This is a genomic window from Sulfurimonas lacustris, assembly GCF_059705355.1.
In genome coordinates this window covers 823,261-846,926 of sequence record NZ_AP046125.1, presented here as the reverse complement: position 1 = coordinate 846,926, position 23,666 = coordinate 823,261, and the positions used below count along the sequence as shown (strand labels likewise).

At 36.7% G+C, this 23,666-nt stretch carries 38 protein-coding genes; 4 read left to right on the top strand and 34 right to left on the bottom strand.

The features are described 5' to 3' along the window. Nucleotide 1: 1 nt before the first annotated feature. From mobF to AC6H4V_RS04460, 12 genes are all read right to left on the bottom strand, one after another. Nucleotides 2–3,184, bottom strand: coding sequence for a MobF family relaxase (mobF, locus tag AC6H4V_RS04515; protein ID WP_497607646.1), 3,183 nt, complete (start codon nucleotides 3,182–3,184; stop codon nucleotides 2–4). Between the two features lie 227 nt (nucleotides 3,185–3,411). Further along, complete coding sequence (locus AC6H4V_RS04510) at nucleotides 3,412–3,720, bottom strand: hypothetical protein (protein ID WP_497607645.1); 309 nt, start codon at nucleotides 3,718–3,720, stop codon at nucleotides 3,412–3,414. After that, nucleotides 3,710–4,489, bottom strand: coding sequence for a nucleotide-binding protein (locus AC6H4V_RS04505; protein ID WP_497607644.1), 780 nt, complete (start codon nucleotides 4,487–4,489; stop codon nucleotides 3,710–3,712). The genes AC6H4V_RS04510 and AC6H4V_RS04505 overlap by 11 nt, the downstream gene beginning before the upstream one ends. Continuing rightward, on the bottom strand, nucleotides 4,486–5,043 hold the full coding sequence (locus AC6H4V_RS04500) for a hypothetical protein (protein ID WP_497607643.1): 558 nt from the start codon (nucleotides 5,041–5,043) through the stop codon (nucleotides 4,486–4,488). The genes AC6H4V_RS04505 and AC6H4V_RS04500 overlap by 4 nt, the downstream gene beginning before the upstream one ends. After that, complete coding sequence (locus tag AC6H4V_RS04495; protein WP_497607642.1) at nucleotides 5,040–5,246, bottom strand: hypothetical protein; 207 nt, start codon at nucleotides 5,244–5,246, stop codon at nucleotides 5,040–5,042. The genes AC6H4V_RS04500 and AC6H4V_RS04495 overlap by 4 nt, the downstream gene beginning before the upstream one ends. An 18-nt stretch (nucleotides 5,247–5,264) precedes the next feature. Next, nucleotides 5,265–7,607 (bottom strand): hypothetical protein, encoded by a 2,343-nt coding sequence (locus AC6H4V_RS04490; RefSeq protein ID WP_497607641.1) that lies wholly within the window; start codon nucleotides 7,605–7,607, stop codon nucleotides 5,265–5,267. Then, nucleotides 7,588–8,256, bottom strand: a complete 669-nt coding sequence (locus AC6H4V_RS04485) for a hypothetical protein (protein WP_497607640.1) — start codon at nucleotides 8,254–8,256, stop codon at nucleotides 7,588–7,590. The genes AC6H4V_RS04490 and AC6H4V_RS04485 overlap by 20 nt, the downstream gene beginning before the upstream one ends. After that, nucleotides 8,253–8,405 carry a hypothetical protein gene (locus AC6H4V_RS04480; protein WP_497607639.1) on the bottom strand — a complete coding sequence of 51 codons (153 nt, stop codon included), beginning with the start codon at nucleotides 8,403–8,405 and terminating at the stop codon, nucleotides 8,253–8,255. The genes AC6H4V_RS04485 and AC6H4V_RS04480 overlap by 4 nt, the downstream gene beginning before the upstream one ends. 291 nt (nucleotides 8,406–8,696) lie before the next feature. Next, a complete protein-coding gene (locus AC6H4V_RS04475; RefSeq protein WP_497607638.1) occupies nucleotides 8,697–9,503 on the bottom strand; it encodes a DUF4373 domain-containing protein in 807 nt (268 codons plus the stop codon). Between the two features lie 143 nt (nucleotides 9,504–9,646). Further along, nucleotides 9,647–9,865 carry a hypothetical protein gene (locus AC6H4V_RS04470; protein ID WP_497607637.1) on the bottom strand — a complete coding sequence of 73 codons (219 nt, stop codon included), beginning with the start codon at nucleotides 9,863–9,865 and terminating at the stop codon, nucleotides 9,647–9,649. Nucleotides 9,866–10,380: 515 nt separating this feature from the next. Next, complete coding sequence (locus tag AC6H4V_RS04465; RefSeq protein ID WP_497607636.1) at nucleotides 10,381–10,665, bottom strand: helix-turn-helix domain-containing protein; 285 nt, start codon at nucleotides 10,663–10,665, stop codon at nucleotides 10,381–10,383. A gap of 2 nt (nucleotides 10,666–10,667) precedes the next feature. Then, nucleotides 10,668–10,979, bottom strand: a complete 312-nt coding sequence (locus tag AC6H4V_RS04460; RefSeq protein WP_497607635.1) for a type II toxin-antitoxin system RelE/ParE family toxin — start codon at nucleotides 10,977–10,979, stop codon at nucleotides 10,668–10,670. Between the two features lie 353 nt (nucleotides 10,980–11,332). On the opposite strand from AC6H4V_RS04460, the gene AC6H4V_RS04455 reads away from it, so the two are divergent. Next, entirely contained in the window at nucleotides 11,333–12,406 is a 1,074-nt protein-coding gene (locus AC6H4V_RS04455; RefSeq protein ID WP_497607634.1) for a site-specific integrase, read from the top strand. A gap of 7 nt (nucleotides 12,407–12,413) precedes the next feature. Here AC6H4V_RS04455 and AC6H4V_RS04450 read toward each other — a convergent pair whose 3' ends face one another. From AC6H4V_RS04450 to AC6H4V_RS04350, 21 genes are all read right to left on the bottom strand, one after another. Continuing rightward, nucleotides 12,414–12,602: a hypothetical protein gene (locus tag AC6H4V_RS04450; RefSeq protein ID WP_497607633.1), complete on the bottom strand. Its 189-nt coding sequence runs from the start codon at nucleotides 12,600–12,602 to the stop codon at nucleotides 12,414–12,416. A gap of 1 nt (nucleotide 12,603) precedes the next feature. Beyond that, entirely contained in the window at nucleotides 12,604–12,777 is a 174-nt protein-coding gene (locus AC6H4V_RS04445) for a hypothetical protein (RefSeq protein WP_497607632.1), read from the bottom strand. Nucleotide 12,778: 1 nt separating this feature from the next. Beyond that, complete coding sequence (locus tag AC6H4V_RS04440) at nucleotides 12,779–12,988, bottom strand: hypothetical protein (RefSeq protein WP_497607631.1); 210 nt, start codon at nucleotides 12,986–12,988, stop codon at nucleotides 12,779–12,781. Nucleotides 12,989–13,007: 19 nt separating this feature from the next. Then, on the bottom strand, nucleotides 13,008–13,253 hold the full coding sequence (locus AC6H4V_RS04435) for a hypothetical protein (protein ID WP_497607630.1): 246 nt from the start codon (nucleotides 13,251–13,253) through the stop codon (nucleotides 13,008–13,010). A 24-nt stretch (nucleotides 13,254–13,277) separates the two neighbouring features. Then, on the bottom strand, nucleotides 13,278–13,589 hold the full coding sequence (locus AC6H4V_RS04430) for a hypothetical protein (protein ID WP_497607629.1): 312 nt from the start codon (nucleotides 13,587–13,589) through the stop codon (nucleotides 13,278–13,280). Beyond that, nucleotides 13,586–13,789, bottom strand: a complete 204-nt coding sequence (locus tag AC6H4V_RS04425; RefSeq protein ID WP_497607628.1) for a hypothetical protein — start codon at nucleotides 13,787–13,789, stop codon at nucleotides 13,586–13,588. Before AC6H4V_RS04425 ends, AC6H4V_RS04430 begins: the two co-directional genes overlap by 4 nt. Then, entirely contained in the window at nucleotides 13,789–15,405 is a 1,617-nt protein-coding gene (gene dnaG, locus AC6H4V_RS04420; protein WP_497607627.1) for a DNA primase, read from the bottom strand. Before dnaG ends, AC6H4V_RS04425 begins: the two co-directional genes overlap by 1 nt. Before the next feature lies 1 nt (nucleotide 15,406). Beyond that, complete coding sequence (locus AC6H4V_RS04415) at nucleotides 15,407–15,646, bottom strand: hypothetical protein (protein ID WP_497607626.1); 240 nt, start codon at nucleotides 15,644–15,646, stop codon at nucleotides 15,407–15,409. Nucleotides 15,647–15,655: 9 nt separating this feature from the next. Next, on the bottom strand, nucleotides 15,656–15,826 hold the full coding sequence (locus tag AC6H4V_RS04410; RefSeq protein ID WP_497607625.1) for a hypothetical protein: 171 nt from the start codon (nucleotides 15,824–15,826) through the stop codon (nucleotides 15,656–15,658). Between the two features lie 33 nt (nucleotides 15,827–15,859). After that, the gene (locus AC6H4V_RS04405; RefSeq protein WP_497607624.1) at nucleotides 15,860–16,261 is read right to left on the bottom strand and encodes a hypothetical protein; all 402 of its coding nucleotides are present in this window, start codon (nucleotides 16,259–16,261) and stop codon (nucleotides 15,860–15,862) included. Nucleotides 16,262–16,463: 202 nt separating this feature from the next. Further along, nucleotides 16,464–16,592 (bottom strand): hypothetical protein, encoded by a 129-nt coding sequence (locus AC6H4V_RS04400; RefSeq protein ID WP_497607623.1) that lies wholly within the window; start codon nucleotides 16,590–16,592, stop codon nucleotides 16,464–16,466. Between the two features lie 5 nt (nucleotides 16,593–16,597). Further along, nucleotides 16,598–17,125, bottom strand: coding sequence for a dCTP deaminase/dUTPase family protein (locus AC6H4V_RS04395; protein ID WP_497607622.1), 528 nt, complete (start codon nucleotides 17,123–17,125; stop codon nucleotides 16,598–16,600). After that, the gene (locus AC6H4V_RS04390) at nucleotides 17,118–17,399 is read right to left on the bottom strand and encodes a hypothetical protein (protein ID WP_497607621.1); all 282 of its coding nucleotides are present in this window, start codon (nucleotides 17,397–17,399) and stop codon (nucleotides 17,118–17,120) included. Before AC6H4V_RS04390 ends, AC6H4V_RS04395 begins: the two co-directional genes overlap by 8 nt. Then, nucleotides 17,392–17,535: a hypothetical protein gene (locus tag AC6H4V_RS04385; RefSeq protein ID WP_497607620.1), complete on the bottom strand. Its 144-nt coding sequence runs from the start codon at nucleotides 17,533–17,535 to the stop codon at nucleotides 17,392–17,394. The genes AC6H4V_RS04390 and AC6H4V_RS04385 overlap by 8 nt, the downstream gene beginning before the upstream one ends. Before the next feature lie 138 nt (nucleotides 17,536–17,673). Continuing rightward, nucleotides 17,674–17,988, bottom strand: coding sequence for a DUF3310 domain-containing protein (locus tag AC6H4V_RS04380; RefSeq protein ID WP_497607619.1), 315 nt, complete (start codon nucleotides 17,986–17,988; stop codon nucleotides 17,674–17,676). 157 nt (nucleotides 17,989–18,145) lie between these two features. Continuing rightward, on the bottom strand, nucleotides 18,146–18,952 hold the full coding sequence (locus AC6H4V_RS04375) for a ParB/RepB/Spo0J family partition protein (protein WP_497607618.1): 807 nt from the start codon (nucleotides 18,950–18,952) through the stop codon (nucleotides 18,146–18,148). Then, the gene (locus tag AC6H4V_RS04370) at nucleotides 18,933–19,544 is read right to left on the bottom strand and encodes an AAA family ATPase (protein ID WP_497607617.1); all 612 of its coding nucleotides are present in this window, start codon (nucleotides 19,542–19,544) and stop codon (nucleotides 18,933–18,935) included. Before AC6H4V_RS04370 ends, AC6H4V_RS04375 begins: the two co-directional genes overlap by 20 nt. A 93-nt stretch (nucleotides 19,545–19,637) precedes the next feature. Then, nucleotides 19,638–20,288 (bottom strand): tyrosine-type recombinase/integrase, encoded by a 651-nt coding sequence (locus AC6H4V_RS04365; protein WP_497607616.1) that lies wholly within the window; start codon nucleotides 20,286–20,288, stop codon nucleotides 19,638–19,640. Nucleotides 20,289–20,486: 198 nt separating this feature from the next. Next, on the bottom strand, nucleotides 20,487–20,876 hold the full coding sequence (locus tag AC6H4V_RS04360) for a DUF7659 family protein (RefSeq protein ID WP_497607615.1): 390 nt from the start codon (nucleotides 20,874–20,876) through the stop codon (nucleotides 20,487–20,489). An 11-nt stretch (nucleotides 20,877–20,887) separates the two neighbouring features. Then, the gene (locus tag AC6H4V_RS04355) at nucleotides 20,888–21,058 is read right to left on the bottom strand and encodes a hypothetical protein (RefSeq protein ID WP_497607614.1); all 171 of its coding nucleotides are present in this window, start codon (nucleotides 21,056–21,058) and stop codon (nucleotides 20,888–20,890) included. Between the two features lie 2 nt (nucleotides 21,059–21,060). Continuing rightward, entirely contained in the window at nucleotides 21,061–21,438 is a 378-nt protein-coding gene (locus tag AC6H4V_RS04350; RefSeq protein WP_497607613.1) for a hypothetical protein, read from the bottom strand. Between the two features lie 275 nt (nucleotides 21,439–21,713). Here AC6H4V_RS04350 and AC6H4V_RS04345 point away from each other — a divergent pair, with 275 nt between their 5' ends. Genes AC6H4V_RS04345 through AC6H4V_RS04335 form a run of 3 tightly spaced genes read left to right on the top strand, consistent with a single transcriptional unit; the run spans nucleotide 21,714 to nucleotide 22,579 of the window. Then, entirely contained in the window at nucleotides 21,714–21,911 is a 198-nt protein-coding gene (locus AC6H4V_RS04345) for a helix-turn-helix domain-containing protein (RefSeq protein WP_497607612.1), read from the top strand. 53 nt (nucleotides 21,912–21,964) lie between these two features. Next, nucleotides 21,965–22,273 (top strand): hypothetical protein, encoded by a 309-nt coding sequence (locus AC6H4V_RS04340; RefSeq protein WP_497607611.1) that lies wholly within the window; start codon nucleotides 21,965–21,967, stop codon nucleotides 22,271–22,273. A gap of 3 nt (nucleotides 22,274–22,276) precedes the next feature. Continuing rightward, on the top strand, nucleotides 22,277–22,579 hold the full coding sequence (locus tag AC6H4V_RS04335; RefSeq protein ID WP_497607610.1) for a hypothetical protein: 303 nt from the start codon (nucleotides 22,277–22,279) through the stop codon (nucleotides 22,577–22,579). 579 nt (nucleotides 22,580–23,158) lie between these two features. On the opposite strand, the gene AC6H4V_RS04330 is transcribed toward AC6H4V_RS04335, so the two are convergent. Beyond that, nucleotides 23,159–23,329, bottom strand: a complete 171-nt coding sequence (locus AC6H4V_RS04330; protein ID WP_497607609.1) for a hypothetical protein — start codon at nucleotides 23,327–23,329, stop codon at nucleotides 23,159–23,161. Between the last annotated feature and the right edge of the window lie 337 nt (nucleotides 23,330–23,666).

Here is a 23,666-nt window from a genome sequence, read left to right as displayed (position 1 = left end):
CTTACTGCATCTCTTGCCCGATATCTATTGATTTATCGTGCTCTTTTCTCTTGCCAATCATAGACATAGCGATTTCGGTCGCTTTATCGACTGGGACTTCTCCCTGTGCGACCTCTGTCGCGAACTCTGCCATCTCGACGACATCCTGAACATTTTCAATAAATTCAAATGTTTTATCGAGTGCGCTTTGTTCCTTTTGCTCCTCTTTTTGCTCTTTGTCTTGGCTCTTTGCCTCTTCGATATCCTCTTGCTCTGTCTTTTGGTTTGGTTTTTGGTTTTGGTTCTGTTTCATGTCGTCTTCTTCCTCTTTTATTGATTGTTCATGAGTTCTGCTAGGCTTATCAACCTCTGGTCGCACTGTAGTATCTCTGTCTCTTCTGAACCTGTTTGATAGGTTAGTGAGTGCATCGCTTTGCAGAAGCATGTCACTGATACGCTTGATATTTGATACCAGATTGATGTTGGACAACTTGTGCAGCAAGTTGACGGTCTTTTGTTCTCTTCCAATTTCTCTATGACTGGACTTATGTAGTTCACTGATTTTTCTAAGCTCATTTGCTCTCCTATTTAATATCTCTTGTGTGTTATAGTCAAGAGTTGATTTTTTTGTTTGGCGGTGTGCTACCGCATCCCTAAACTGCTCTTTGTCTTGCGTAAAAATGCTTATATGTGTTTTTGCTCTTGTGAGTGCCACATAAAAAGCATTTTGATTTGATAGCCTGCTATCTCCTACAAATATAGCTCTTTCGCTTGTCTGCCCCTGCGCCTTGTGGTTTGTAATTGCGTAGGCGTGGTCGATATAGCTGTACTCCTTTGTGTTGATTTTTATCTCTCGTTTGTTGCTCTCGACGGTCATAATGCCGTCTTTTATCTCTTTGACAACGGCAATATCGCCGTTGTTTAGTCCCAAAGATTTATCTTTTTTGGTAAAGATAATCTTGTCTCCTTGGCTGAATTCTTTGTTTGCTGTTTTAAAAAGAGAAATCTTGTCGCCATGCTCCGATAAGCTTACTTCTTTGCTCTTGCCGTTTTTATCAAGTAATGTGATGCTGTTTCGCTCTTCATCAACTGCCGTAATGGTTGCCTCTGTTCCGCTCTTAAAACCTCCTTTGTAGCTTTCTGTAAGCTGTACACTATCGCCAACTACATAGCTGCTATGATGATGCGCTGCAATGCTGTCAAGTTGTTGTTTTTCTTGGATATCAATCAACGAATGATTGGAGATTTGATTTGATGCTTTGAGCTCTTCGCGGATAAGGTCGTTTAGCTCCTTTCGCGTCTCGTTTTTCATAACTAAAAGCAAAGTATCATCTTTGTTTTCAAGGTACTCGTTTACAACCTCTTTGTAACCGCTCTCGCTGATAGTTTTGAACTGCTCCTTTTTCTCTAAAATGTCTAAAACATTATCCGTTTTTTGCTCTTTTGTGAGTTTATAGAGCTCTCTCATCTCGTCGGTTTTGGCACGCATGCTCTCATCCATGACGGCGGTTTGGATTGCTCCTCTTGAGCTTAACTGCTCAAATATTGCCCCTGCCCCTATCGATGTGAACTGCTTCGTATCTCCCATCAAAACGAGCTTTGAGTTTGAAGCTGCGGCGATAGTTATGAGTTTTTGCATTTTTCGAGAATCAATCATCGATGCCTCATCAACGATGATGATTTGGTTTTGCAAGTGTTCTTTTTGAACTATGAAACTATCGATAGTTTGTCCTTTGATACCGCTTTCTTTTGAGATTTCGCCCGCCGCTTTGTTTGTCGGTGCTAGTCCGATAAGATTCTCTTTGCCTTGGATATCTTGAAACTCTTTAACTGCTTTTAGCATGTAGGTTTTACCTGTTCCCGCGTCTCCAAAGATGCCGCTTACTCCATCTTGAGAGGTCAAGAGATGAGTAAAAGCCGCCTTTTGTCCTGCGGTCATAGTTGAATATTTTTGATTTAAAAATTGCTCTGCCGCTTCCTTATTGGTTTCGGCTGCTTTGGTGTTTTGGTTCTCTTTTGAATAATCCAATATTGACTTTTCAATATCAATCATCTCTTTTGTAGAATAGGTGTTTTCATCAAGCTTGATAATATCTGCTCTCTCTATTGCCGCTTCTATCTGCGATAAATCAAATGTGTAGCCTTGGATGGCGTTTAACTTGATTGCCTTGCTTAACAACTCCTCTTTTGTGAATGTGCTCTCCTGCTCTGTGACGATTTCAGAGGCTTTTTGAGTGATTTCTTCAATCGTTAAAACTTTTTGCTCTTCGGTCTTTGTGTTTTGCAAAGATAGGATTGATTTTTGAGTGAATCCCGTCGCCTCGATAAGCTCTTTGTTTCTCTGTTCAATTTCACTTAACTCGCTAAAACTGTGCGACTGTTTATAATTCCTCGTTTCCAAAGTTGCGATTTGCCTAAGTTGACTTTCGTTTGCGTTTGGATATTTTTCTAACAACTCCGACCTGTTTTCGATAAGCCACTCTTCGATTTGCAATGTTCTGGTTGAGATGGCGTTTTTCGCTTCTTGGCTCACTCCTTTGACTTCGATTATGTCTTTTTGAATATCTAATACCTCACTTTCAAAACCTAGCTTTTGCAACTCTTGAAAAAGCTCTTGGTGGTAAATTTGGGTAATAAGCTTTTGGTTATCATAGAGGTTTTTATTATCAATGCTTACCAGTTCGCCTCTTGAGTTGACGGTCTGATTTGCGATAAAGCAATGAGTGTGTATCTTTACCTCTTCGTTGCGGTTGCTTAAGTGTTGAAACTTGGCGATTGCAAGTCCGTTGTTTTGGAAATGCTCTCTGCCGTTTTGGGTTCTCATTCTGTAGGTTATATATTGGCTTGCTCTCTCAAGCGCAATATTAACCGCTCTGTCTTGAGCTTTGAGGATAGCCTTTTTCATATCCTCATCTGCAACCGTGTAGATTACATCTACGCTCTTGCTAGGCGAAAATGTAATATCAAACCCTGCTCTTTGTTCTCCTGTTGCATTACCCTTGAGATTTTGATTGATAAGGTCTGAAAAATCTTGATAGCTCTCTTTGGTTATAGCCGATTGATGTTCAATATTTAAATATCTCTCTGCCATTTCTCCATTGATGAACCATTCTCCAAGCTCTTGATTTTTTTGATAATAATCGAGGTCTTGCTGAAAATAGTTTTCTGCCTGAGACGAGCTTTGCCATTTTGAAATTGACATCATGTTAATTTCCTCCTTTGTGTTGATTTTTTTAGAAAAAAGATAGTTTTATTGATAGTTTTATCGACAACCCACCGAATGGGCGTGGGGTGTGTGTCTTATATTCTTTACATTGTCTTTACATCTTGGTTGCGGATACTTTACATTTGCTTTACAAGTGGTTTACATTGCTTTACAACTAGTTTACAAGTGGTTGAAACTGTTTGCATGTACTTTACAAGTGGTTTACATTAGCCCCATTTTTTAAGAGCTTGTGCAATTTCATCTTCTTTTGTATTTTCAGTCTTTTTAGGTTCCTTAACAGCAGAGATGTCATTTGCTTTTTGAATTGGAACTGTATTCTTTGCTATATTCTTCTTTAAAAAACTTGATAAAGATTGTCTAGTGACTTGTACTTTTTTAGAGATTTTTAAAAACTCTAAAATCTGCTCTTGAGTATAGTTATTATCAAGAAGAGTTTTAATCTCTTCTTGATAAGGTTCTAGTGCTGATACTTTTTTGAGTGGCTTATTTTTTCTCATAAAATCTTCAAGTTTCATCGAAATACTCCTTTAACTTTTGTATAGGCTCACTTAAAAGATAATCTTTTGTGTTGTCCGCTTCTTTATACTTTCGCAATGTTACAAGCATGGCATCCCTATCGCCATTGGTCTGGTTTTTTGTGATTTCAATCGCTTCTTTTTGCTCTAGTTTAAAAGCAATTTCCGCGAAATCATAAAGTGTCTCTTTAAATTTTGCAGATGTAAAAGAACAATATTTTGTTTTTGGAACTATAAAAAACTTGCCTTTAAAAAGTTTCCCCATATCTGGTATTTCAAGGTCTTTATCTCCACCGACAAATAAAAGGTCGTCTTCATCTTTAAGATTTATATTGTTGATTAAAACAATATGCTGATAGTCTTTGACTAATTGGTAAGTATTTAGCAAGTTACCAAGCTGTGCGTAATCTGGCATAAAAGGAATGACGAAGAGCGTATCGTCAAGCATTTTATTTTTAACTATCATCTCTATAACCGCCCTTGTATCATCCCCACCCCCTGCATCTATGATGCTTATCTTTTCAGCATTGAGCGCGTTTTCGATAACTACCTGTTCGAGTTTTTGAGTACCTTTTGAAATATTAAAGCTACTCATTCTATTTTCCAAGAGCTTAGAATTAGTGAATGTTTTTGATGTTTCGTTGTTGTTGTCGATTTCAATAAGCTCAAATTCCCTATCTTTTAAGAAATAAGGCATCAAGTGCCAACCTATTGTCGTTTTACCTACCCCGCCCTTAGTGCTAATTAATACTATATTTTTGAATTTCATTTTAAACCCTTTGTGTTTTTATTTTGATTTTTTTCTATTTTAAAATAGACAAAATTATTGTCTTGATTGTGATAACTTTTAATTGGCAACCCCACCATCTTTTGGTTCGCATTTTCATAAAACGCAACTTCAAAATCTACGAGGTTTCTTTCCATTTTGAAGTGGAACTCCATCATGTAGCCGTAAGTTGCCGCGCCGCCTATCACTAAGCCAATTAAGAGGTTTTTGAACCCTCCGCTTCTCCTTGCCTTTTTCTGCTCCTCTGCTGCTTTTTGAAGCGCGGGGATTGTCTCGTCCGCAATATAGTCTAACGTCTTAACTGCCTGCAAAGAAATTTTTTCAAGCTCCGCTGTATTTATCTGCTTTGAAATTGCCGCCGCCGTATCGTTTTTGAGATTTTGAAGCTCTTTTCTAAATCCCGCGAGCTCTTGTTGAGCTTTTGGGAGATAATCTAATTTTTGATTGACTTCTTGAAAAATCAAGGTCGCTTTCTCAACCATTTCGACCGCAATCGTCAACTCTTCTATCGTTTTTTTCGTATCTTTGTCTATCATGCTGCTTTCTCCTTTTTAGTAATATCAAAAAAAAAGCGAGAGAGCTTATTTATGAGGCTCTCTAGCTCCTCTATCTTTTCAGCATCGCTGCCGTTTAGAACCGCTTTGTTCTCGAAACTGTCGTATTTTTTGACCAGAGAGTTGTAAAATCTCTCAAACTTTTTGCAATCTTTATCCCTAATTTTGTAACATACTTGTCTCATTTTTTTCTATCACTCCTTTCATGTGGAATATTTCGCGGATTTTGAATCAATCTTGTCGCCGACACTTCCCTGCACATCCACGCTCACATCTTTTAATCCGATTAAATTTAGTATCATGTCAGAGCCATTAAAAACAAGATAAAACGCCAAAAACGCGATTACTATGCTGTTAATGATGTGCAGAAACTCTTTCAAAATCATGAGATACATAAAATCAGTGTCAACTTTGGTGAAAAGGAATTTGAGATTGTCAAAGTTCCAATCAATTAAGAGGTTGTTCAAGTTTCCTAAGAACTCCGTCGCAAAGATTGCTATGACGATTGAGACAACGAGCATAAGCGGTTTAAATGCGAGTAATACGCCTGTTTTTAAGAACTTCTTGATAAGCTCTGTTTGGTTCGCTGCAAGTGCGAACGCAACGAGAAACGGCGTAACCATGTAATACAAAAGAACACTGATTGCCCAAAACCCTATAACTAGAAGTGAGGCGGTTAAAAGCATCACAAACGGGAGCATGGCAACCCCAAACTTCACAATGCTCAAAGTCCAAAAGTAAGCGACGATATCTAATCCTAAGCTTTGAAATTTCGCAAAATTTTTAAACAATCCATTATCTGGTAGAGATGGAATCTTTTGAAAAAAGCTTGATATCTCATTTTTGATACTTGAAAACCCTGGAATTAGGACATACGGAACATTTTTAAGCAAGTCATCATCAATTGAGGATGGAAGATTTGCGTTGCTTTCTGGAGTTGCCCCCGCAAGTTCCCTGTTTCGCGCTATTTCTTCTCTATTGAGCTTTTCCGCTTGGTTATTGATGCTATCGAGCTGTCGCATGACTGCGTCGGTGGTCGCAACCATCGGCATCGCTATCCAACCCAATTCTCCAAAGTTGCGATATTGCATTTTTGCAAGATGCTCCATCTGTTCGTTGATGACTTTGTCATTCGTCGCATCAGCGACTTCCCACATTTTCTTATCGAGCTCTTTAAGTTGTTCTTTATTCTCTTTTTCTTTTTTGTACAACGCTGCGCATCCCGAAATTGCGATGGATGGGTTGCCATTTTTTACAAAATTTTCAGAATACCAATTTTGAGAAAATCCATCAGCCCGCGTTATTGATTCGTTTGGCGGGAATGGCAAGTTTAAGTTAGTGTGCAAATTTGTTTGATTTCGTACTTCATCCATGTTGTACACATCGAAACACCCATTTTTCAAGCTTGAAGCTAAAAACTCATTTTCTGCCTCAATCATCTTTTTCTGAATCACAAGGTCACGTTTTGTGTCCTCGCCCACGACCCCGACATCACGCGTTTTATACAGGATGAACGCATCGAGAGCCGCCTCTCCAATATCATCTGCAAAGCCTGAACCGCTCCGCAAGATTCCGCGATACCATGATTGGTAATTCACTTGATTGATACCGCTCTCATCGTCAATTTTGACGGTATTTGTCGTGAAATAGAAGCAAAAAAGCGCAACTCCCGCGACCACCGCGCGCTCTAAGATGTCATCGCGGTCTTGGATTTTGGATAGCTTTTTAGTAGCTTTTGAGGTAACCAGAAAGAGCGTAGTTATTGGCACGACGGTAAATAATAGAAAGGTCTTAATCTCCAACATTGTGGGATTGTAACGTTCTAAAAATTGAATAATGAAGATGATAATGTTTGTCAACATTTCCTTGGTGCTTGAAAAAATCGTAACTTCTTCCTCGGCGAGTTTTTCGTAAGTCGCTGCTCCAAATTTTGCGTCAATCCCAACTAGACCAGCTAAGTCGTTGCCAATTCGATAAACAACGCTCATAAACAAATTATGACTATCGTTTTCAACATCAAAATTTATGTAACTGTTTGGGTACAAGCTGTGCCCATTTTGAAGCTTAATCGTGTTCGTGGAAACCGTGGCAGCAAGGTCGATGACCTTGTTGTCAAGGGTCAAGCCTGCGATTAGGAAGCTTGGAAGATTAAGATATCCGCTCCCGTTTGTATAATTTGAAATATAATTCTCTCTTATATTTTCAATACTTTTATAACGGTCAACCCCGTTGTTTTGGGATTTTGGAACGATTGCAGCATCCTTGATTTTTTTGAGATTGTCTTGCATTTTTCCCATAAGCAAGGGATTTGCGAGTTGAACTTTATCAAGTGCGCCGCTTTGGTCAAATACGAGACAAGTGGTCGTTCCTGACCAGAAATCAACACTGAAAATTTTGGTGGAATAGCCATCTTTCACTTTCGGGCATGTGAACTTTTCTGTAAATTCTGGCTGTTCTTGAGCCAAATACTTATTTTCGTGGGTCGCTTCAACCTCTCCAAAAAGAGAGGCAACAAGCAGCAAAAAGCTAGTGATTACCCTCTTCATTTTCTTCCCCCTCGAGTATCTCCTCATCTTTATCAATCATTGCAAAGAACCCACCCGCACGGGCAGTTGCGACATAATCGACACCCGTTTTGATGTTCAAAATTTCACGATTTCCAATTTTCAAAAGAGGTTTTGATTTGCGCTCACTTTTTAAAGTAACATCGCTCCAAACATGTTTCAAAAAGTAATATTTATCCCATTTTCCTGTTAAAATTTCATAGACGATATAACCTAAAAACAATGCCTCAGTTCCAAACATAAAAACGCGGTCGATAAAATAAGCTATCTCTTTGATTCCCGAACTTGTCAAAAACCACAAGCCCGCGCCACAAAGTGCGATTATGTATAATTTAATCCAATTCGGGTAATTTACCCAAACCCAAATGCTTGCAAAAGCTATCATGCCGCCAAGTGTGAAAAACCCATAATCTTGTGTGTTTTCAGGGGCAACACCGCCTACCATGAGAAGCAGCAGCAACGGGACATACTTTATCAAGAAAATGAGCCACTTGTTGACTTTTTGAATTTTGGATTTCGTTCCAAAATCATTCCAAATATGCTCTTTTTTCCAATCCGCCTCGACAATTATTGAGCGGTTGAACCATAGTAAATAGGGCACTCTGTTTACTTTTGCGATATGTTTACTCATTTGTTTTCTCCTAAAGTTGTGTTAATTTCTGTTGTGACCACTTCCCCGATGATACCAATGACAGGTTTGTTTTCCTCAATTTTCGACATCAAAACCACCGAGAACGCGAGGTTTCCAAGCACTAAAAGATACAATATTGTTGTTTTCATTTTTTGTTTTCCTTTTTTAAAAAAGTAACGATTAAACTCATAATAGTTAAAAATCATCACATAAAGGCACTTAAAACTCATCAAAACCCATCAAGCCATATCTGACCAAGGCAAAAGGAGAAAGTGCGCTCCTGCCTTACCATTTTGATTATTATTGACATCAAAGGCGCAATCCTGCGCGTTTGCGTTCCCCCTAGCCGTGGGAGAGGAACGGATAAGTAAAATGAACACGAGTTATAAAAACCTCGATAAAACCCTAAAATAGGGCTTTATTGAAGATTTGAGGAGCGGTTAAGCTCCAAATTTTTTGATTTGTAGATTTTCCAAAGCGTTGTTTGGAGATTTTGCATACTTGATTTTGTGAATTTCGCACAACTGTTCCCAAATCTCGTTAAGTGTGCTACTTAAAAGCTGTTTATCACTTCTGGTTTTTGTGTAAAGCCTCCCTTTTTCGTTTATAAAAACATCTTCCCTGATACCCTCTACCAAAACATTGGCACAATGTCCAACGTAGCTACTCTTGATTAGCTTATTCCTAAAATCCGCGGCTTCTGTCGATAGGTCAAGTTTTACTTTTGATTTTTCAAATGAGCCCTGCTCTTGATTAGGTTTAGGGTTTTCTTTAATTTCTTTTTCTTTCTTTTCTTTTTCTTTTATTGCTTGAGGGTCGTTTAAGGGTCGGTTAGTTGAGTCATAATCACTCAATCCTAAAAGAAGTTGCTCTTGCTTTGCTTTTTTAGCCGCCACGCCTTTTTTGCCTGCCTCGATTTGCTGCTGTTTTTTTTGCTCAAAAAAGCTCATACGGCGATTAAGAGAGCCACTAAAAAAGAAGCTTTGAGTGTCAATCTCAAACAAACCATAAGCATTGATTACGGTCTCCATTTTTGCTTGTGTAGTGTTGTATTTTCTTGCCAAACTCGGCACAAGCTGTAATGGATATTTGTAGTCTTTTTGCTCCCGCAAAGTCTCGACGAGTACCCAAAAAATACCGTATCCCTCGAGACCCATTTGGTCGATTAAAAGCATGCATTTGTAATCGTCTTTCGCATTTGCGTCGTGGCTAAAATAACATGTATCTTTTTGTAGTATTTCACTCATTTTAGTACCTTTTTTCGTGCACTAATCAAGGGTAAAGAGGGTATATGATATAATTGCAGATACCGCTAATTATCTTAATTAGTGTGTGTTTTATAAGCCTTTTGCTCTTTACTTTGTTTGGCGACTGGTAAGAGCTAAGGCGGCTATGCTAGACTATTTACTTTTGATTTTTTTGACCAATCAATTAAGTCGCTTGTTTGGTAAAAAATGCGACCGAACATTTTGAAATACGGGATTTGTCTTTTTGTTCGTAATTGCGACATCGTCTTTTCCGCGACCGGTGGAATGATTTCCACATTGTCAATTATCAATCCTTTTTCTGCGAGCTCCCTCCCGTCGATTTTTCTATCTATCCTTTCCATTTGTATATCCTCTTTTTTTTGTTTATTTTTTTTTATGAAAACATTTTACTATTTTTTTTAAAAACATGTCAACCCCTTATTTGCGACATTTCAGAGGTGTTTTATGCTTTTTTTTAATTATTAAGTTATAAATATTTATTATATTTATATAGAAAAAATATTTGTAAATTTATTATTGTTTAATATTCTATTTCAATAAAAAATCTTTAAAAATCAACTACTAAAAAAGCTTAATTTGAGAGTATTTTACATGTAAAAATGGCTAAAAAACTGCAAAAAAACCATCAAAAAGAATTTATTTTTTTTTATAAAGTGTTACCAAACTATACATCTGAATATTTTAAACAAACAAATTCTTTAAAATGAGAGAGATTCAAAAGTGATTTTTTTAAGATTAATGGCGGAATGATGAAATTATCTTGTTATTTTTGGAGTTGAAAGCTTGATTTTTTTGATATATGAATCAAAAAAGTATTTGAAGCTGCTTTTATGAATAAGTTTTTTTGGCGGTTGGTTTAAACCATTTCCAAAAGCACTTCGGGATGGTTGCTTGCGACATTTAAAAGGACTCTTGCAGGACCTTCTGGGTGTCGTCTGCCTTGCTCCCAGTTTCTAAGTGTATATACGCTGATATTCATAAGTGCTGCGAACTGGTCTTGAGTAAGAGACATCTTAGCTCTTATCTCTTTTGGGTTTGGCTCATCTATAAAGAACTTTCTACTTGGTTCTTTTTTACCGCTGATAATCTCTTTTGCTTCTTTTGCGCTTGCTAACAATCTTTCAAAGTTTTGTGCATCCATAATTAATCTCCTAAAAATGCTTTTCTTAACATTTTAATCTGCGTATCAGTCAGATTTTCTGTTTTGCTTTTTTCATACACATATATCATATACAGAGTATGCTGCTCTTCGTAATAATAGTAGATGTTTCTTATACCACCGCTTTTACCTCCGTTCTTTAACTTCCATCTTAGTTTTCTAAGACCTTTTGAAGCAGGTATGACATCTCCAGCTTTTGGATGTTCCGTTAAAAACCTTTGCAGTTCTTGATACTCTTCATCGCTCAAAAGCTTTGTAATGTCTTGTGTGTATATTGAAGTTTCTACTATTTCCATGCAAAAAGTATATCTTTTTTAAATATATAAGTCAATGGCTTAGTAAATAGAGAGATTTTTTAGGTGGGGTAAAAAGTGGGGTAAGGTGTTTTTGTATCTTTTGATTTTTCTTTTTAAAAGTCTTTGAAAGTTCGTATTTTAGGGAGTTTGTAAGTGGTGGGTTCTAAGTGACTTGAACACTTGACCGCCCCGTTATGAGCCAAGCGTACCATTTTGCTAATCTTTGCAAATGCCTATGTATAAGCCTTTTTTGTGGGCTTGTAATTGTTAATTAATGCTAAGTAATATATACTATTGCTTTGAAAGTCGGTACCTAAGTCGGTACCCAATTTTATAAAGTAGGGATTATAAAAATGGCAATTGTTAGAAGTGATTATCCGAATAAAGTGGATGTAGGTTTATGGGCTGATGATTTATTTATAGTGTTTTTATATAGATTTAATTATGATAAAAAAGAATATAGTGGATTGATTGATTTTAGCGACAAGAGCTCATGGAGTAAGAAAGATAAAATATCTAACGCTAAGGCTGAAATCAGCAGCATAAAAAACAAGAAAAAAGATAGTGTGATGAACGAGAACATCACGCTTGATAATTTGATGCAAGAGTATTTCGCTCATCTTCCAAATACAAACTATGTAAAAAGTAGAAAAAGCCACTATGAGAGATATGTGAGTCCGATTTGTGGTAATAAAAAAGTTATAGAACTAAGACAACTGCACATAAGAAATTCAATTGCATCTCAAGAAGAGAGTGGACTTGCTCCAAGAACTATAAAACAAACAATAGAAGTTCTTTCTCCTGCGTTTAAAAACGCCATTGCAAATAGGCTTATAGCGTTTAATCCGCTTGATGGCATAAAAATAAAACTTCCAAAAACAAAGAAGATAGTCTCTCACGCTTCAGAGGAACTTGTAAAGATTCACAAGGCAATATATGATGAGTATGGGAATGATCCTTTTTATCTTGCATTTTATCTTTTTGCTTTACAAGGGCGCAGGCGTGGGGAGATTTTACCGCTTAAGTGGGTAGATGTAAACTTTGACAAAAGTTACTATGTGTTGAGAGATACGAAGAACAATGAGGAACAGAAGATATTTTTACCACAAGCCATAAAAGATAATTTGATTCTAATACCTAAAATTAGCGAGTGGGTATTTACTTCTCGCATTACAGGTGGACACATTATAGATATTCGCAAAGCGACTTACAAGCTTAAAGTTCGGCTCGGCAATAGTGCTTTTGGAATTCACTATTTACGCAATGTGATTGTTTCTACTATGGCGGAGCAAGGTTTGGATAGTATATATCTGAGCGGTGCGTTAGGGCATAACGACCCGAACACAATTAAGAAGTATCTCACTATGAACTATTTAAAATCTAGTGAGATGGCTTCAGGGGTTATTGATGGGGTTGTGGGGAAGTAAACTCTTCTTATGCAATAACTCCGAAAAAAATACTAGGTACAAAAGTAGCAAAACTTTTTAAATCTTTTATTTTTGCAATTTTATGTTCTATGATTTCAGTTTTTGTATCATAATCCAATAAGCATTCTGCTTTTTTAATTTCTTTAATTTCGTCATAAAGCTCATTTATTTGCTCAATGTATTTTGGAATTTTCATCTTACTCTCCATGTGTTTGTTTTATGAACTGCTGTATTCTCTTTAGTAAAAGCACTTGTTTTCTCTTGCGTTTACCGAGCTTATTACCGTCTTTTCTTTCCATTTTTTGATTTAGATATTGATATTCTCGAAATTCGGGGTCGTCAATAATGCCTTTGGCTATGTCGTTGTTCATCTTACTCTCCATGTGTCTGTTTTATAAACTCTTTATCTGCTAAATGTTTCGCTATAACCTCACTCCATTCATCAGCGATGCTTCCTGCACCGATGAGTTGATAAGCGTGATGTGTTATTTCCTCGTCTTCTAAGTTAATCATTTGCTGTGCGATGTGCTGCATAGTTTTTGATAGCTCTTTTAGTTGTTGTGGAAGTATTGTTTCGCTCATTTTTTATTCTCCATTATTTTTAAAACTTCACTTGCGTAAAGCTTCTCTTAAAGTGGTCAACAGTTCTTACAAAATGGTTCATTATACCATTATCTGCAAAATATTTTCGTTCCGCTTCGTCTAGCTCTTTGATATACACTACCGTTGGAATTTTGCTTGTCGTGATATGCAAAACAAGGATAACATGGTAGATGCCACCGTCTTTATGCTTCCACTCTGAGTAGAGTGGAATTTCGTATTTGTCGCATAGGGTTTGTTTGCTCATTTTTTTACTCCGCATGTTGTTTTTTTATACTTCTAAAGTGTTCCCACATTTTCTGCAAATGTACGCCCCACAATTTCCGCCTTTGTGGAAATCCATTGTTCCACTACACTCCTCGCAAGTTGCTTTCCAATTTCTAGTATCACTGCTATTTTTTGGAAAAGTTTTTGGTTTTTTGATAGTATGGTTAGTATTGCACTCAACGCATTGTGCTTTCCACTTATTAGTCATTTTAAGTTTACTTTTACATTTTAAACAAGATAAGTTGGTTTCGACTTCCTCTCTTATTTTTTCCCATCTTTCTTTTTGTATAAAACAAAACCCACTTATATCTATCATTCTCTCATCCTATTCTCATTAAATTTTATCGCTTTTAAAACCGCTCTTAACCTCGGTTCGTCTCTTTGCGTGTAGTGCTGGGCTAGAATTTTTGTGACTACTTTGTCAGCTAAAGAGTTTTTGAACTCCAAAGCTTTTAAGTATGGCATGTCTCGCCATACTGCTGTTTTGGTATCGTAGAGATATTCTAGTTCGCTCATTATGCACTTACCTTTGTTGTTTTCATAAGTGTATGAATTATCCCTTTTATCTTTTTTATCTCAAAACTTTTTCTCTCGAAGCTGTCTTGTGAGTGGGCTATGGTTTGGAGCTTTTTGTTGTTGAAGGATATGAGCATTTTTTTGAGTTCACTTATGAACTCTTCCTCTGTGTAGATACTTAACTCTTCTCGTAGGAGTAAGCCTTGGAGCTGTTCCTCATTTCGCATGAGCATACCAAACTCTTTTTTGTGAAACTCAAATACCTCTTCATCCACAAAATCAAGCATAAGAAAAAAGAGTGCTTCACTCTCGTTTGCTGTTTTGATGATGTTCATCTCTGCAATGTTGATGCGTTCTAGCGGAACTTCACGACTGCTTTGTGTCTGTTTTGTCATAATGTGTGCTTGGTTTATCTGTAAAATTTTCGCAACATAGGGCTTATACTCATCTTGAATGATTGGGCTTAGAGTTTGTAAAAATAGCTGTGTCTCTTTAAGTGCTTCCTCTTTTTGTTGTGGGATGTTGAGATTATACGATGCACTTACATGCTCGATTGCAAACTTTACGAGCGGTATGCTATGTTTCATAATAGTGTGTAACTCTTCCACATTTCCACATGCCACCATATCCGCTGGGTCTTTTCCCTCGGGAAATAATACAACACCGCCGAAAATACCATGAGCACTTAAAAGTTTGCTTGCTTTGAAAGCCGCTGCAATACCTGCTTTGTCACCGTCATAGCAAAGTAGCACTTTTGCACCGACCTTTTTTATGAGTATGCAATGCTGCTCCGTGAGTGCTGTTCCCATAGTTGCAACTGCTGTTTTGATACCTGCTTGATGAAACATCACTACATCTAAGTAGCCCTCTGTAATAGTAAACGTACCTTTTTTGTGGATATGTTCTTTTGCAAGATTGTATCCGTAGAGGTTACGAGACTTATCAAAGAGTTTGGTTTGAGGGCTGTTGATATATTTCGCACCCTCGCCTTTTGTGATGCGCCCACCAAAGCCTATGAGTTTATTTGTATGGTTGCGGATGGGGAAACTTATACGATTGGTTAGTCTTGCATAAGTTTTGCCTTTATCATCCACCGCAAGCACTCCACACTCAATAGCATCTTGTGTCTGAAAGTGATGTGAACTGAGAGATTCAATTTGCTCTTTAGACGAAGTAGTAAAACCAATTTCAAAAGTTTTAATACTTTCTAATGTCAAACCTCTACCTTGAAGATACTCGCCTGTTTCTCTATCAAGATTGTTTATGTAGTAGTTGTTTGTGTGTTCCATCACCCGTGAGTAGTCTTTTTCATTTGCATTAGTGTTGTCATACTCCAACGCGTAGTTTATGTCGTTCGCAATTTCTTGCACCGCTTCAACAAATGTGAGTTTTTTATACTCTTGCACAAATTTGATAGCATCTGAACTATGACCGCATCCGAAACAGTGAGCAATCTGCTTTGATGGGCTTACAACAAAACTACTGCTTTTTTCATCATGGAAAGGACAACGAGCCTTAAAGTTTGCACCAGCTTTTTTAAGTTCTATGTAGTTTCCGATTGTATCTACTATGTCTATTTGAGACTTTAAACTCTCAAGTGAGTGTGTCGCTATCATCTCATGTTCCTTTTAAAAAACTTTTACTTATTAATGTGCTTATCTCATCTGACAATCTTTCCAAATTTTCTAAGCTTACTTCATCATCTTCTCTGGAGTTTATTGCCGACATAAAAAGATTGTGCATAACCACAACACCAGCATAAAAAGCTTGTCTCATAGATTTTATTTGTACTTCTGGAGCTGTATCTGGCACAACCATCTCTAAAAAATTATCGCATTCCGATTCTATTGTTCTCATCTTTATTCCTTAGAGTCTGCAATTAGCTAAATTAATGTTTTTCAAAGTCTCAAAGTCAATCACTCCATCTATACAGATAATATCTCCGATGCCATCATTTGTTTCCACTTTTTCAACTATTGGTATTAGGCTATAGTTGCCCTCTTTTTTTACTGTGAAATCTATTGTATATTTTTTCATTGCTTATCCCTTGATTTTGTTTTTTTACGATTATTATCGTGTTTTTACACCATGTAGTCTATATTTATCAAACTCACTTAGCTTAGTAAACTCTTTATGTTTTTTTTCTGCTTTAATAATTAGATTTTCATCTATCATCATTTTTCTTGAGAGTTTTAAAAAATCTTCCGTTTTTATATCATGCTTTTCAACAGACACTAGAAGAATACTGTCAATACTTCTTTCAAGAATTTTAGTAAAAATCTGTTTTAAATTTGATGCTTTTGCACCAATGTAATGTTCAGATTTATTATCTACAAGATTTTTAAACTGTCTAGTTGTTGCACCAAAATCTATAATAACTTTTGTTGTGCATTTATTATATTCCAACAATCTATAGTAATATGATTTTAAGAATTTATAAGTTTTTTTTCTGTCTTGAATGTCATTTAGCATTTTTAGCTCCTATCTACTTATTTTTTGTACGACTATTATCGTGTTTTAATTTTAAAAAATTCACACTTTCCATCATGCTCTCTGAAGTGATGTTTTACAAAACTACCACTTGTTGATGCACTGACTTTTTCATAAAGAGAACAAGTTTCTTTACTTGGACAATCATCACTATTGCATTTGATATTCATTTTCAGCTCCTATTTTATTTTATTATCGGAAGGTCTCTTAAAAGGTTTTCTTCGCACTTCCAAGCTTGTTTTATCGCTACTAATATTTCTTGTTTTGTATAATCTTCTAGCTTGTTCCATACTTCTTCCTCTTCTTCTTTCAAATTTTTCACTCTCCAGTACTCCCAAATCCACCTTTGCGCTCATCTCCGCTCTCTATGCCAAACAGGTACGACTTATGTTCAAGTAGGGTTATTTGTGCAACTCTATCGCCTTTTTTGATAACCACTTCTGTATCATAATCATCCGCAAGTGTAGTTCTATTTTCTGTGTTATAAACAAACCTATGGAGCTTTACTGGATTATGCAATCTAATCATAATTTCATCTTTATAATCCAAATCCACACAACCAACTCCATTTGCAATAATAAGTTCTTTAGAAAGTGAACTTCTTAGCATTAGTTGGAGATAATGTGACTTTTTAAAAAAGTCAACAAACATATATTCTTTCTCTCCGTAATCAAGTTTTTCTTGTGCCAGTTCATGCAATATACTCTCATCTATACAAACCCCAAGCGGTACTAAAACGGTTTCTCCTGCGCCAATTGTCACATCTTCTCGTGCATACAAATCCACACACGCTGAATATTTCGTAGCTCTTGTCGGGAGCTTGCCATCATTTATTGTTTTAAACATTTACTAATTCCTTTGTTATGAGTTTTATGTTCTTAGTTCTTCCAAACATCAAAAACTTTAAAACAGATATACGACTCTTTGTGTCAATATCTTCGTCTAGCTGCGTTAGCCAATAATTAAAAAACTTTGTGTTGTAGTATTTTGCAGCTTCATCTCTTGACATTCTTGGTGGGAGATTGTTACTTGCACCTCCACAATATTCAACACCTACTTTTAAATCAATTTCTTGTTTTTGCTTAAACCACTGCTCGCCATGCGTCAACTTCTCACTCATTTGCATTATCTTCTTTCCACAACGGATATTCTTCAGCTCTCACTGCTTTTGCTATACAGCTGCGACAAACATCAGCATCAAAAATTGAACATGTTGTGCAGTCTCTCTTCTTTTGCTTTTTAGACTCATCATTCATTGATTGGCTCCTCATTTAAGATTTTATTTACTCTGTACAATATGCTTTTACAGATATTGTACGAGGGTGTATCTTTTTTTAGATTTTTAAGTGCATCTTCCAAATATTGTTTTAAATCTCGCAATTGAGATAATCTCTTCATCTGTATCTAAACTCTCTACCGCTTATTTGAAGAGCTTGTTTTACAGTGTAAAAACCTAATTCTAAACACTCTAAATCTATAAGTAGTTGACGATAGTTTCTATACGTTGCAATTTTCTTCTCATCTTCTTCTAATACACCTTTTGCGAATTTTCTATACTCGTATTTAAAGATATTAAACTCGCACGCTCCTATCATTTTATAAACACTCATTTTCTCTTCTAGTTGCTCAATAGCGCTCTCTTTTTCATTTTCATAGTGCTTTGAGGCTGGATTTATGAGCGGGTGTAGTTCTAGCTCTTCTATGTTCATTTTAAATTCTCCATCATTAATTTAATCTCTTTTTTTACCTTGTATTGCTTCTGGTCATTACGGGTTCTCTCCCCATTTTCGTTTTTTAAAAGCATAAAACGCAACAACTACAAAAATGTAGACAATGAGCGAAATTGCATAATATTTTAATTCCATGTCATAGCTCCTCGATTGTGATTTTGTATTTCGTAAACGCTTTGGCTTCTACTTTGTTGACAATAAAAAACTCTTTGACTTCAAAGCCGCTGTTGATGTCTGTACCGTGAATTGTCATGGATGAAAACGTGAACTTTTTCACGGGGGAAATTGTTGTGCTCTCTTCTGGCTCTTTAAACTCTTTGATGTGTTCTCGTTTTATCTCTTTTGAGACAATCTTCTCGTAGACTTTTTTTTGCACTTCTTTGTCGCTTACACGGCTTATCTCTTCTAAAACACTTAAGCCGATGTCGTGCTTTTGTTCTTGCATATCTGCAATAATCGTCTCATCTAGCTTGTGCATACCAAGAGCTTTACTAATGTAGCTCTGGCTTTTCCCGATGGCTGCTGCTAAGTCTTGTTTTTGTGCGTAATGTCCGCTCTCCCACAAAGTGCTTATAAACTGCGCTTTTTCAAAGTCTGTTAAATCTTCTCTTTGTATATTCTCTATAAGAGAGAGTTCGAGGACTTTTTTATCGTCCACTTGCAAAACGTGTGCTTTTATAGTTTTAAGTCCTGCGTATAGTGATGCTCTGTATCTGCGTTCACCGCCGATTATCATGTAGCCATCTTGTTTTTTAACTACGCTGATTGGCTGGATGAGTCCGTTTTCTAGTATGCTTTGCGCCAACTCTTCTATGTTTTCAAAACTTTTGCGTGGCTGTTCTGGGTTTGCGTAGACTTTGCTAAGTTCTAATTCACTAAAAGGGCTTATGCCTGTTGTGCGTGTTTTTCCTGCAGTTGTTGCATTAAGTGCGGATAAGTTCATCTCTCACACTCCTAATTTCGTCTTGTGCTATTTTATTTGGCGTACCAAAGACGCTGTAGCCTTGCCCTAAACTTGTTTTATAAATTTTTCTACTGCGTACAATAGAGTCAAGAAGTTTTATAGATTCGTTTCCTGCTATAGCTTGTTTTATGATGTCAAAGTTTTTTGTTAGTGGATGAATGTTGTTGAGAACTACTCTTGCGTTTGTTTCTCCGAGTATCATCTCGCCAAGTATTGCTTCAAACGTTTTGTAACCGATAACTTCTGTGATGCTATCGCTTATAGGAATAAGAACTGTGTTAGAGAAGTCTATCGCTGTTCTGTTTATGTCGCTGTCAAAGCCGCCAACATCTATGATAATAATTTCTTCTGGAGTTGATTTTAAAAGAAAGTTTATGAGAGTTTCTACACTCTGCGGCTGGTGTACTTCTATGCTCGATGTGTGCATAGAGTTTATAAAAAAGAGTGTCTGCTGAAAGTCTAAATCGACTATAGTGACTTGTTTGCCAAGCTCTTTAAAACTGTGTGCTAAGTTCCAAGCAAGAGTACTTTTGCCTACTCCGCCTTTGCTGTGTGCGACTGTATATATCATTTTGTGCCGTCCCTTTTTGCGTTATGAAATTGTAGAATGAATGAAAGTGTTAAGTGGGTTGTTAAAATAACCCACTTATGTTTTTGTAGTGTGTTACCAAACTCTTTGGTTTTTAGCTTGTGCGATTTCTGTGTGCGTGACTGTTGCGTAACGTGCTGTTGTAGCGATACTTGCGTGTCCGATGTCTTGACGTATGTGCTCAAGACTTAGCCCAAGTTGATGCGCTGTTGTGATATAGCCAGCTCTAAAACTATGCGTACTATAGAGAGTTCCAAGAATTTTTTGTATAAACTTGTTCATCATAAGTTTGAGATTTGACAAGCTCATGGGTGCGTTTGCGTTGTTGCGTGGAAAGAGGTAACCGCCCTCTTTTGGGAGTATCTTTTTTAAAAACTCTATCTGCGATTGGTTTTCACTAAAGCTTATGAGCCGTGGCGTTTTTGTTTTTGTGTTGTTCGTGAGAGAGTACTCGTTTGCGTGGATCATCTCTTGTATATCGCCAGCTCGCATTTGTGAGATTTCGCTTATGCGACATCCTGTAAGATAGAGCAAAGTAAATGCTCTGATTAATTTCATTTTCGTTTGTGACTGTAACTCTAAACTGCGGTTTGTTGCGTTTATGAGGCGGTCAAACTCTTTTTTTAAGATGGGTTTTTTGGCTCTGGTTGTTCCGATGTGCCTGCCGACTTGCGCATCTCCGTTTTCAACTCTTATTTGATTTTTGAGTTCTTTTGCGCGGGACATTGTTTCTCCTTTTGATATGTTTTTTTAAAGCTTTTGCTAAAGTGTTGTTGAGTACAATTGCTCAATCAGATACAAGTTCGTCGCTTGTACCTTGATGAAAAATTCTTTTTATTAGAAAAGTTTGTTCGCTGCTCTCTCTATCATATTTTCAAATCTTGTGAATAGAGAGTCAGCTTTTCTTATTAGCTTTGCCATTGTTTACTCCTCGCTTTTAGATAGATAATCTTTAATCGCCACTCTGTACTCTTCATCACTAAAACCAAACTCTTCAAGAGCCTCTTTTGTGTCTGTTAAATCGTATGTGTAGCAATATTCATGATTTGCCAGTTCATAGCTTATAATCTCAGTTGCGCTAAACTTTTCTTTTACTTCACTCTCGTAAATGTTTTGTTGCGCTTCAAACTCTGCATTAAAAGCATCATAGTTTGCCTGCGGTATGAACATTCCGCCATCCATGGAGTAATATTTAACATCTTCTTTTTTAGCTTTCATAATATGGTCTCTGCTAAATGCAAAAAATACTTCGTGCTTCTCAAATAAAACACTCATTTGCTCTTGTCTGTTGTCTTTGTGTTGTGAATATGTCATAGGATTTCCTTTTAGTTAAATAGAGCTTTGAGCTCTTCTTTATGTGCTTTAAGCTGCACTCTTGCATCTGCGTCATCTGCTGCGTATATCTCAATCTCAATTTTGTCTTGCCATCTCACTTTCTCTGTAGGTTTTAAAATAAAGTTGCCGTTTAGTGTCTCAACAATTGCGTAGCATTTCATCGTCAGCCTCCTATCATAAAGTAAACTGCATCTTTTGCACTGCCAGTGCAACATCCGCCATCAAGTTGTTCATCATCTATAAGCTCGCCATATGCATCAAAGATTTTCTCTTTGTCATTTGGGTAAACATTGATGATGTATCCCATCTCAGTAAATGACTTAAAGATGTCATAAAACAAATTGCCATACACAAACTGCACGGCTTTTGTTCTTCTTAGCTTGTTTGCGCAGCTTGCAAGAAACTTTTTGTCTATAGCTTCTTGTGTCTCTTGTGGTATGTACTCACGCTTCACGTTGTGCATAAATTGTAAAAAATCTAACGTCCAACCTTTGAAGTTGTTTTTAAACTCTTGATTTATGTATGTTGCATTTGCTGTCATCTTATTTCCTATAAATAATTTATAAACAGTTTTGCAACTGCTTAATGAAGTATTTAAGCTTTAACTCGTTTATGACGGAGGAGTTAGCTCCAGAGACCTGCAGTGAGGACTTCCGATTTTTAACAGTGGTTTTCTTGTTGTAAGTATCGAATGAGATACCAACTTCAAACGAGAGTATGGCATACGATTTCTTAAAAACATATTAATTTATTATCGAATAAGATACTTTTTTGTTACTTTTTGACTTATGCGATACTTTTTGGTATAATAATCGGATGAAAAAACAACTATCATATAAAGAAATTGGCGATTATTTAGGTAAAAGTGAAAATACAATCAAGGGCTGGAGACAAAAGTTCCCAGTGCTGCTTGAGCTTGTAAAGATTGGTGCATTTTGCAAACATAACAATTTGGATATAGAAAAAATAAATAAGCTAACAGAACTGCAAGAGATGATAAAGGACAAGTCTTGAGCAATCTTTATTAAACAAGATATAATGTTTTAAATTAACGCTTAGGGTGGCTTATGAAAATGTTTTTCAAAAATATACTGTATGTATATTTAGGAATCGGTTTAGTTTTTGGTGCGCTGTTGGAACTTTCTTGGAGCTGGAGCTTACTTGTAACATTGTTTACAGAGTTTGATGTTTGGTTCTCAATATCAGGATTTATAGGTTTAGTTTTTTCTGTATTTATGAATCTTATAATAGCTCCTATTCTGCGCACAATACTATGGCTTCCATCAGTTCTCACTCTACTTTCTCCCGAAGTTCACATAAGCTTTACGCAGTGGGTTTTCCCTGGGTTTTTTGATGCTCTAATAAGTCAAGGCTAGTTTATGCGCAAAACATTTGTTATTGCATCATTAGCATTGTTATTTTCTACTGCTTGCTTTGCTCTTCCTCCTAAAGAACCAAAAGACATGTCATGTATGGAACTGTTGGATAGTATTAAAGCGCTAGAAAAAATAAAGACTGCAAAAGCAGAGGGCAACTATGAGGCAGCAGAAAAGGTAGCACTAGCGCTCGTAGCATTGACGGCATATTTTGGAAATATAAGAGACTCTCAACAATCAATCCAAGCTGAAGAGCAAGAGATACAAAAACTCAAAGCACTACTTCCTATTTGTAAGCCTTATTGATAAAAGTATTGTTACAAATTCTCAAAAACTCTTTAGCCGTGTAAATGTACGCGCAAAACTATTATCGTGCCTCACAGAGCAGATATGAGCCTCTTTTTTCTACACAAAACACCTAAAATCGCAACTTTTCGCCAACTTTGCCAAAATCTTCACAAAATCCGCTCCGCTCAACCTCCACAAAAATTCGCCGCCATTTGCGATTTTTTTTTCTGTTTTTTCAGAGTTTCCAATTTTTTTGAGACTCAAAGAAATTTAAAGAGATGTGCTCTTAATTAAAAAGCTAAAAGAGTTGTTTTGGAGCAGGAACTCTCCTGAATTTAGCAATATTTACGGAGGGAATTGGGGGATGAGTTTGGTTGTGGGGAATTTTTCGGAAATTACGGTGGTTTTCGGTTGTTGGTTTAGTGATTAGCTCTTGGGGTTTTTGGTAAGCTTTTGGAATTTCTCGGGGGAAATTTATGAGTTTCTTTGGAACTGCATCGGATTTGTGTTGCGTTTTGCATAGATTTGAGCAAGAAGTGGACAGTGAGTGCAACGGTTAGATAATTGGGGAAATTGTAGTAAAAGATATTTTTTTATTTATTTTAATACATTTTTTTTAAGGTTATAGCCTATTTTCTTAAGATTAGTGTGTCGTTTAAGGTTAGAGCGTGTTTTTGTGCTAAAACGGCTTAAGTTTTGTGTGGTTCTTGCAGTGATGTTATGCTGTTCCCGATGATGATGTGTTGCGTCCGTGTCTGATGCTCTCATGTCTTCTGCTCATGATGATGTGTTGCTCTCGTGGTACTGCATCAGTTTATGGTGTGCAGCAGGATTGTATCTGTAGCTTTTTGGCTTTTAGTTTCTCAGTTTTTAGGGGGGAGCCCAATTCCCCAGACCCCTTGCTCTCATATCTACCTATGAGAGAATTGCCCTATGAATATTTGAAATAGAGTGAAAAAGTGCTAAAAAAATTCAAATGGCGGCGACTTTTTTAGAACGAATTTTACCCTTAAGAGGTGGTGCAAATTTTGCACGACCTAAAGATGGGGGGTGGTGCAAATTTTGCGCACTAATATACTATACCTATTATCTTTATTCTAAAGAT

Coding starts and splice junctions, on each gene's coding strand:
- AC6H4V_RS04380 (WP_497607619.1), bottom strand. CDS start 17,988: ATGAACATAGAAGAGCTAGAACTACACCCGCTCATAAATCCAGCCTCA.
- AC6H4V_RS04340 (WP_497607611.1), top strand. CDS start 21,965: ATGAAAATGTTTTTCAAAAATATACTGTATGTATATTTAGGAATCGGT.
- AC6H4V_RS04370 (WP_497607617.1), bottom strand. CDS start 19,544: ATGATATATACAGTCGCACACAGCAAAGGCGGAGTAGGCAAAAGTACT.
- AC6H4V_RS04365 (WP_497607616.1), bottom strand. CDS start 20,288: ATGTCCCGCGCAAAAGAACTCAAAAATCAAATAAGAGTTGAAAACGGA.
- AC6H4V_RS04440 (WP_497607631.1), bottom strand. CDS start 12,988: ATGAGCGAAACAATACTTCCACAACAACTAAAAGAGCTATCAAAAACT.
- AC6H4V_RS04345 (WP_497607612.1), top strand. CDS start 21,714: ATGAAAAAACAACTATCATATAAAGAAATTGGCGATTATTTAGGTAAA.
- AC6H4V_RS04425 (WP_497607628.1), bottom strand. CDS start 13,789: ATGAGCGAACTAGAATATCTCTACGATACCAAAACAGCAGTATGGCGA.
- AC6H4V_RS04495 (WP_497607642.1), bottom strand. CDS start 5,246: ATGAGACAAGTATGTTACAAAATTAGGGATAAAGATTGCAAAAAGTTT.
- AC6H4V_RS04385 (WP_497607620.1), bottom strand. CDS start 17,535: ATGAATGATGAGTCTAAAAAGCAAAAGAAGAGAGACTGCACAACATGT.
- AC6H4V_RS04470 (WP_497607637.1), bottom strand. CDS start 9,865: ATGGAAAGGATAGATAGAAAAATCGACGGGAGGGAGCTCGCAGAAAAA.
- dnaG (WP_497607627.1), bottom strand. CDS start 15,405: ATGATAGCGACACACTCACTTGAGAGTTTAAAGTCTCAAATAGACATA.
- AC6H4V_RS04435 (WP_497607630.1), bottom strand. CDS start 13,253: ATGAGCAAACAAACCCTATGCGACAAATACGAAATTCCACTCTACTCA.
- AC6H4V_RS04465 (WP_497607636.1), bottom strand. CDS start 10,665: ATGGATGCACAAAACTTTGAAAGATTGTTAGCAAGCGCAAAAGAAGCA.
- AC6H4V_RS04500 (WP_497607643.1), bottom strand. CDS start 5,043: ATGATAGACAAAGATACGAAAAAAACGATAGAAGAGTTGACGATTGCG.
- AC6H4V_RS04480 (WP_497607639.1), bottom strand. CDS start 8,405: ATGAAAACAACAATATTGTATCTTTTAGTGCTTGGAAACCTCGCGTTC.
- mobF (WP_497607646.1), bottom strand. CDS start 3,184: ATGATGTCAATTTCAAAATGGCAAAGCTCGTCTCAGGCAGAAAACTAT.
- AC6H4V_RS04395 (WP_497607622.1), bottom strand. CDS start 17,125: ATGTTTAAAACAATAAATGATGGCAAGCTCCCGACAAGAGCTACGAAA.
- AC6H4V_RS04450 (WP_497607633.1), bottom strand. CDS start 12,602: ATGAAAATTCCAAAATACATTGAGCAAATAAATGAGCTTTATGACGAA.
- AC6H4V_RS04405 (WP_497607624.1), bottom strand. CDS start 16,261: ATGCTAAATGACATTCAAGACAGAAAAAAAACTTATAAATTCTTAAAA.
- AC6H4V_RS04475 (WP_497607638.1), bottom strand. CDS start 9,503: ATGAGTGAAATACTACAAAAAGATACATGTTATTTTAGCCACGACGCA.
- AC6H4V_RS04490 (WP_497607641.1), bottom strand. CDS start 7,607: ATGAAGAGGGTAATCACTAGCTTTTTGCTGCTTGTTGCCTCTCTTTTT.
- AC6H4V_RS04360 (WP_497607615.1), bottom strand. CDS start 20,876: ATGACATATTCACAACACAAAGACAACAGACAAGAGCAAATGAGTGTT.
- AC6H4V_RS04330 (WP_497607609.1), bottom strand. CDS start 23,329: ATGAGAGCATCAGACACGGACGCAACACATCATCATCGGGAACAGCAT.
- AC6H4V_RS04355 (WP_497607614.1), bottom strand. CDS start 21,058: ATGAAATGCTACGCAATTGTTGAGACACTAAACGGCAACTTTATTTTA.
- AC6H4V_RS04455 (WP_497607634.1), top strand. CDS start 11,333: ATGGCAATTGTTAGAAGTGATTATCCGAATAAAGTGGATGTAGGTTTA.
- AC6H4V_RS04485 (WP_497607640.1), bottom strand. CDS start 8,256: ATGAGTAAACATATCGCAAAAGTAAACAGAGTGCCCTATTTACTATGG.
- AC6H4V_RS04390 (WP_497607621.1), bottom strand. CDS start 17,399: ATGAGTGAGAAGTTGACGCATGGCGAGCAGTGGTTTAAGCAAAAACAA.
- AC6H4V_RS04505 (WP_497607644.1), bottom strand. CDS start 4,489: ATGAAATTCAAAAATATAGTATTAATTAGCACTAAGGGCGGGGTAGGT.
- AC6H4V_RS04430 (WP_497607629.1), bottom strand. CDS start 13,589: ATGATAGATATAAGTGGGTTTTGTTTTATACAAAAAGAAAGATGGGAA.
- AC6H4V_RS04350 (WP_497607613.1), bottom strand. CDS start 21,438: ATGACAGCAAATGCAACATACATAAATCAAGAGTTTAAAAACAACTTC.
- AC6H4V_RS04335 (WP_497607610.1), top strand. CDS start 22,277: ATGCGCAAAACATTTGTTATTGCATCATTAGCATTGTTATTTTCTACT.
- AC6H4V_RS04415 (WP_497607626.1), bottom strand. CDS start 15,646: ATGAGAACAATAGAATCGGAATGCGATAATTTTTTAGAGATGGTTGTG.
- AC6H4V_RS04445 (WP_497607632.1), bottom strand. CDS start 12,777: ATGAACAACGACATAGCCAAAGGCATTATTGACGACCCCGAATTTCGA.
- AC6H4V_RS04460 (WP_497607635.1), bottom strand. CDS start 10,979: ATGGAAATAGTAGAAACTTCAATATACACACAAGACATTACAAAGCTT.
- AC6H4V_RS04510 (WP_497607645.1), bottom strand. CDS start 3,720: ATGAAACTTGAAGATTTTATGAGAAAAAATAAGCCACTCAAAAAAGTA.
- AC6H4V_RS04375 (WP_497607618.1), bottom strand. CDS start 18,952: ATGAACTTATCCGCACTTAATGCAACAACTGCAGGAAAAACACGCACA.
- AC6H4V_RS04410 (WP_497607625.1), bottom strand. CDS start 15,826: ATGAAAAAATATACAATAGATTTCACAGTAAAAAAAGAGGGCAACTAT.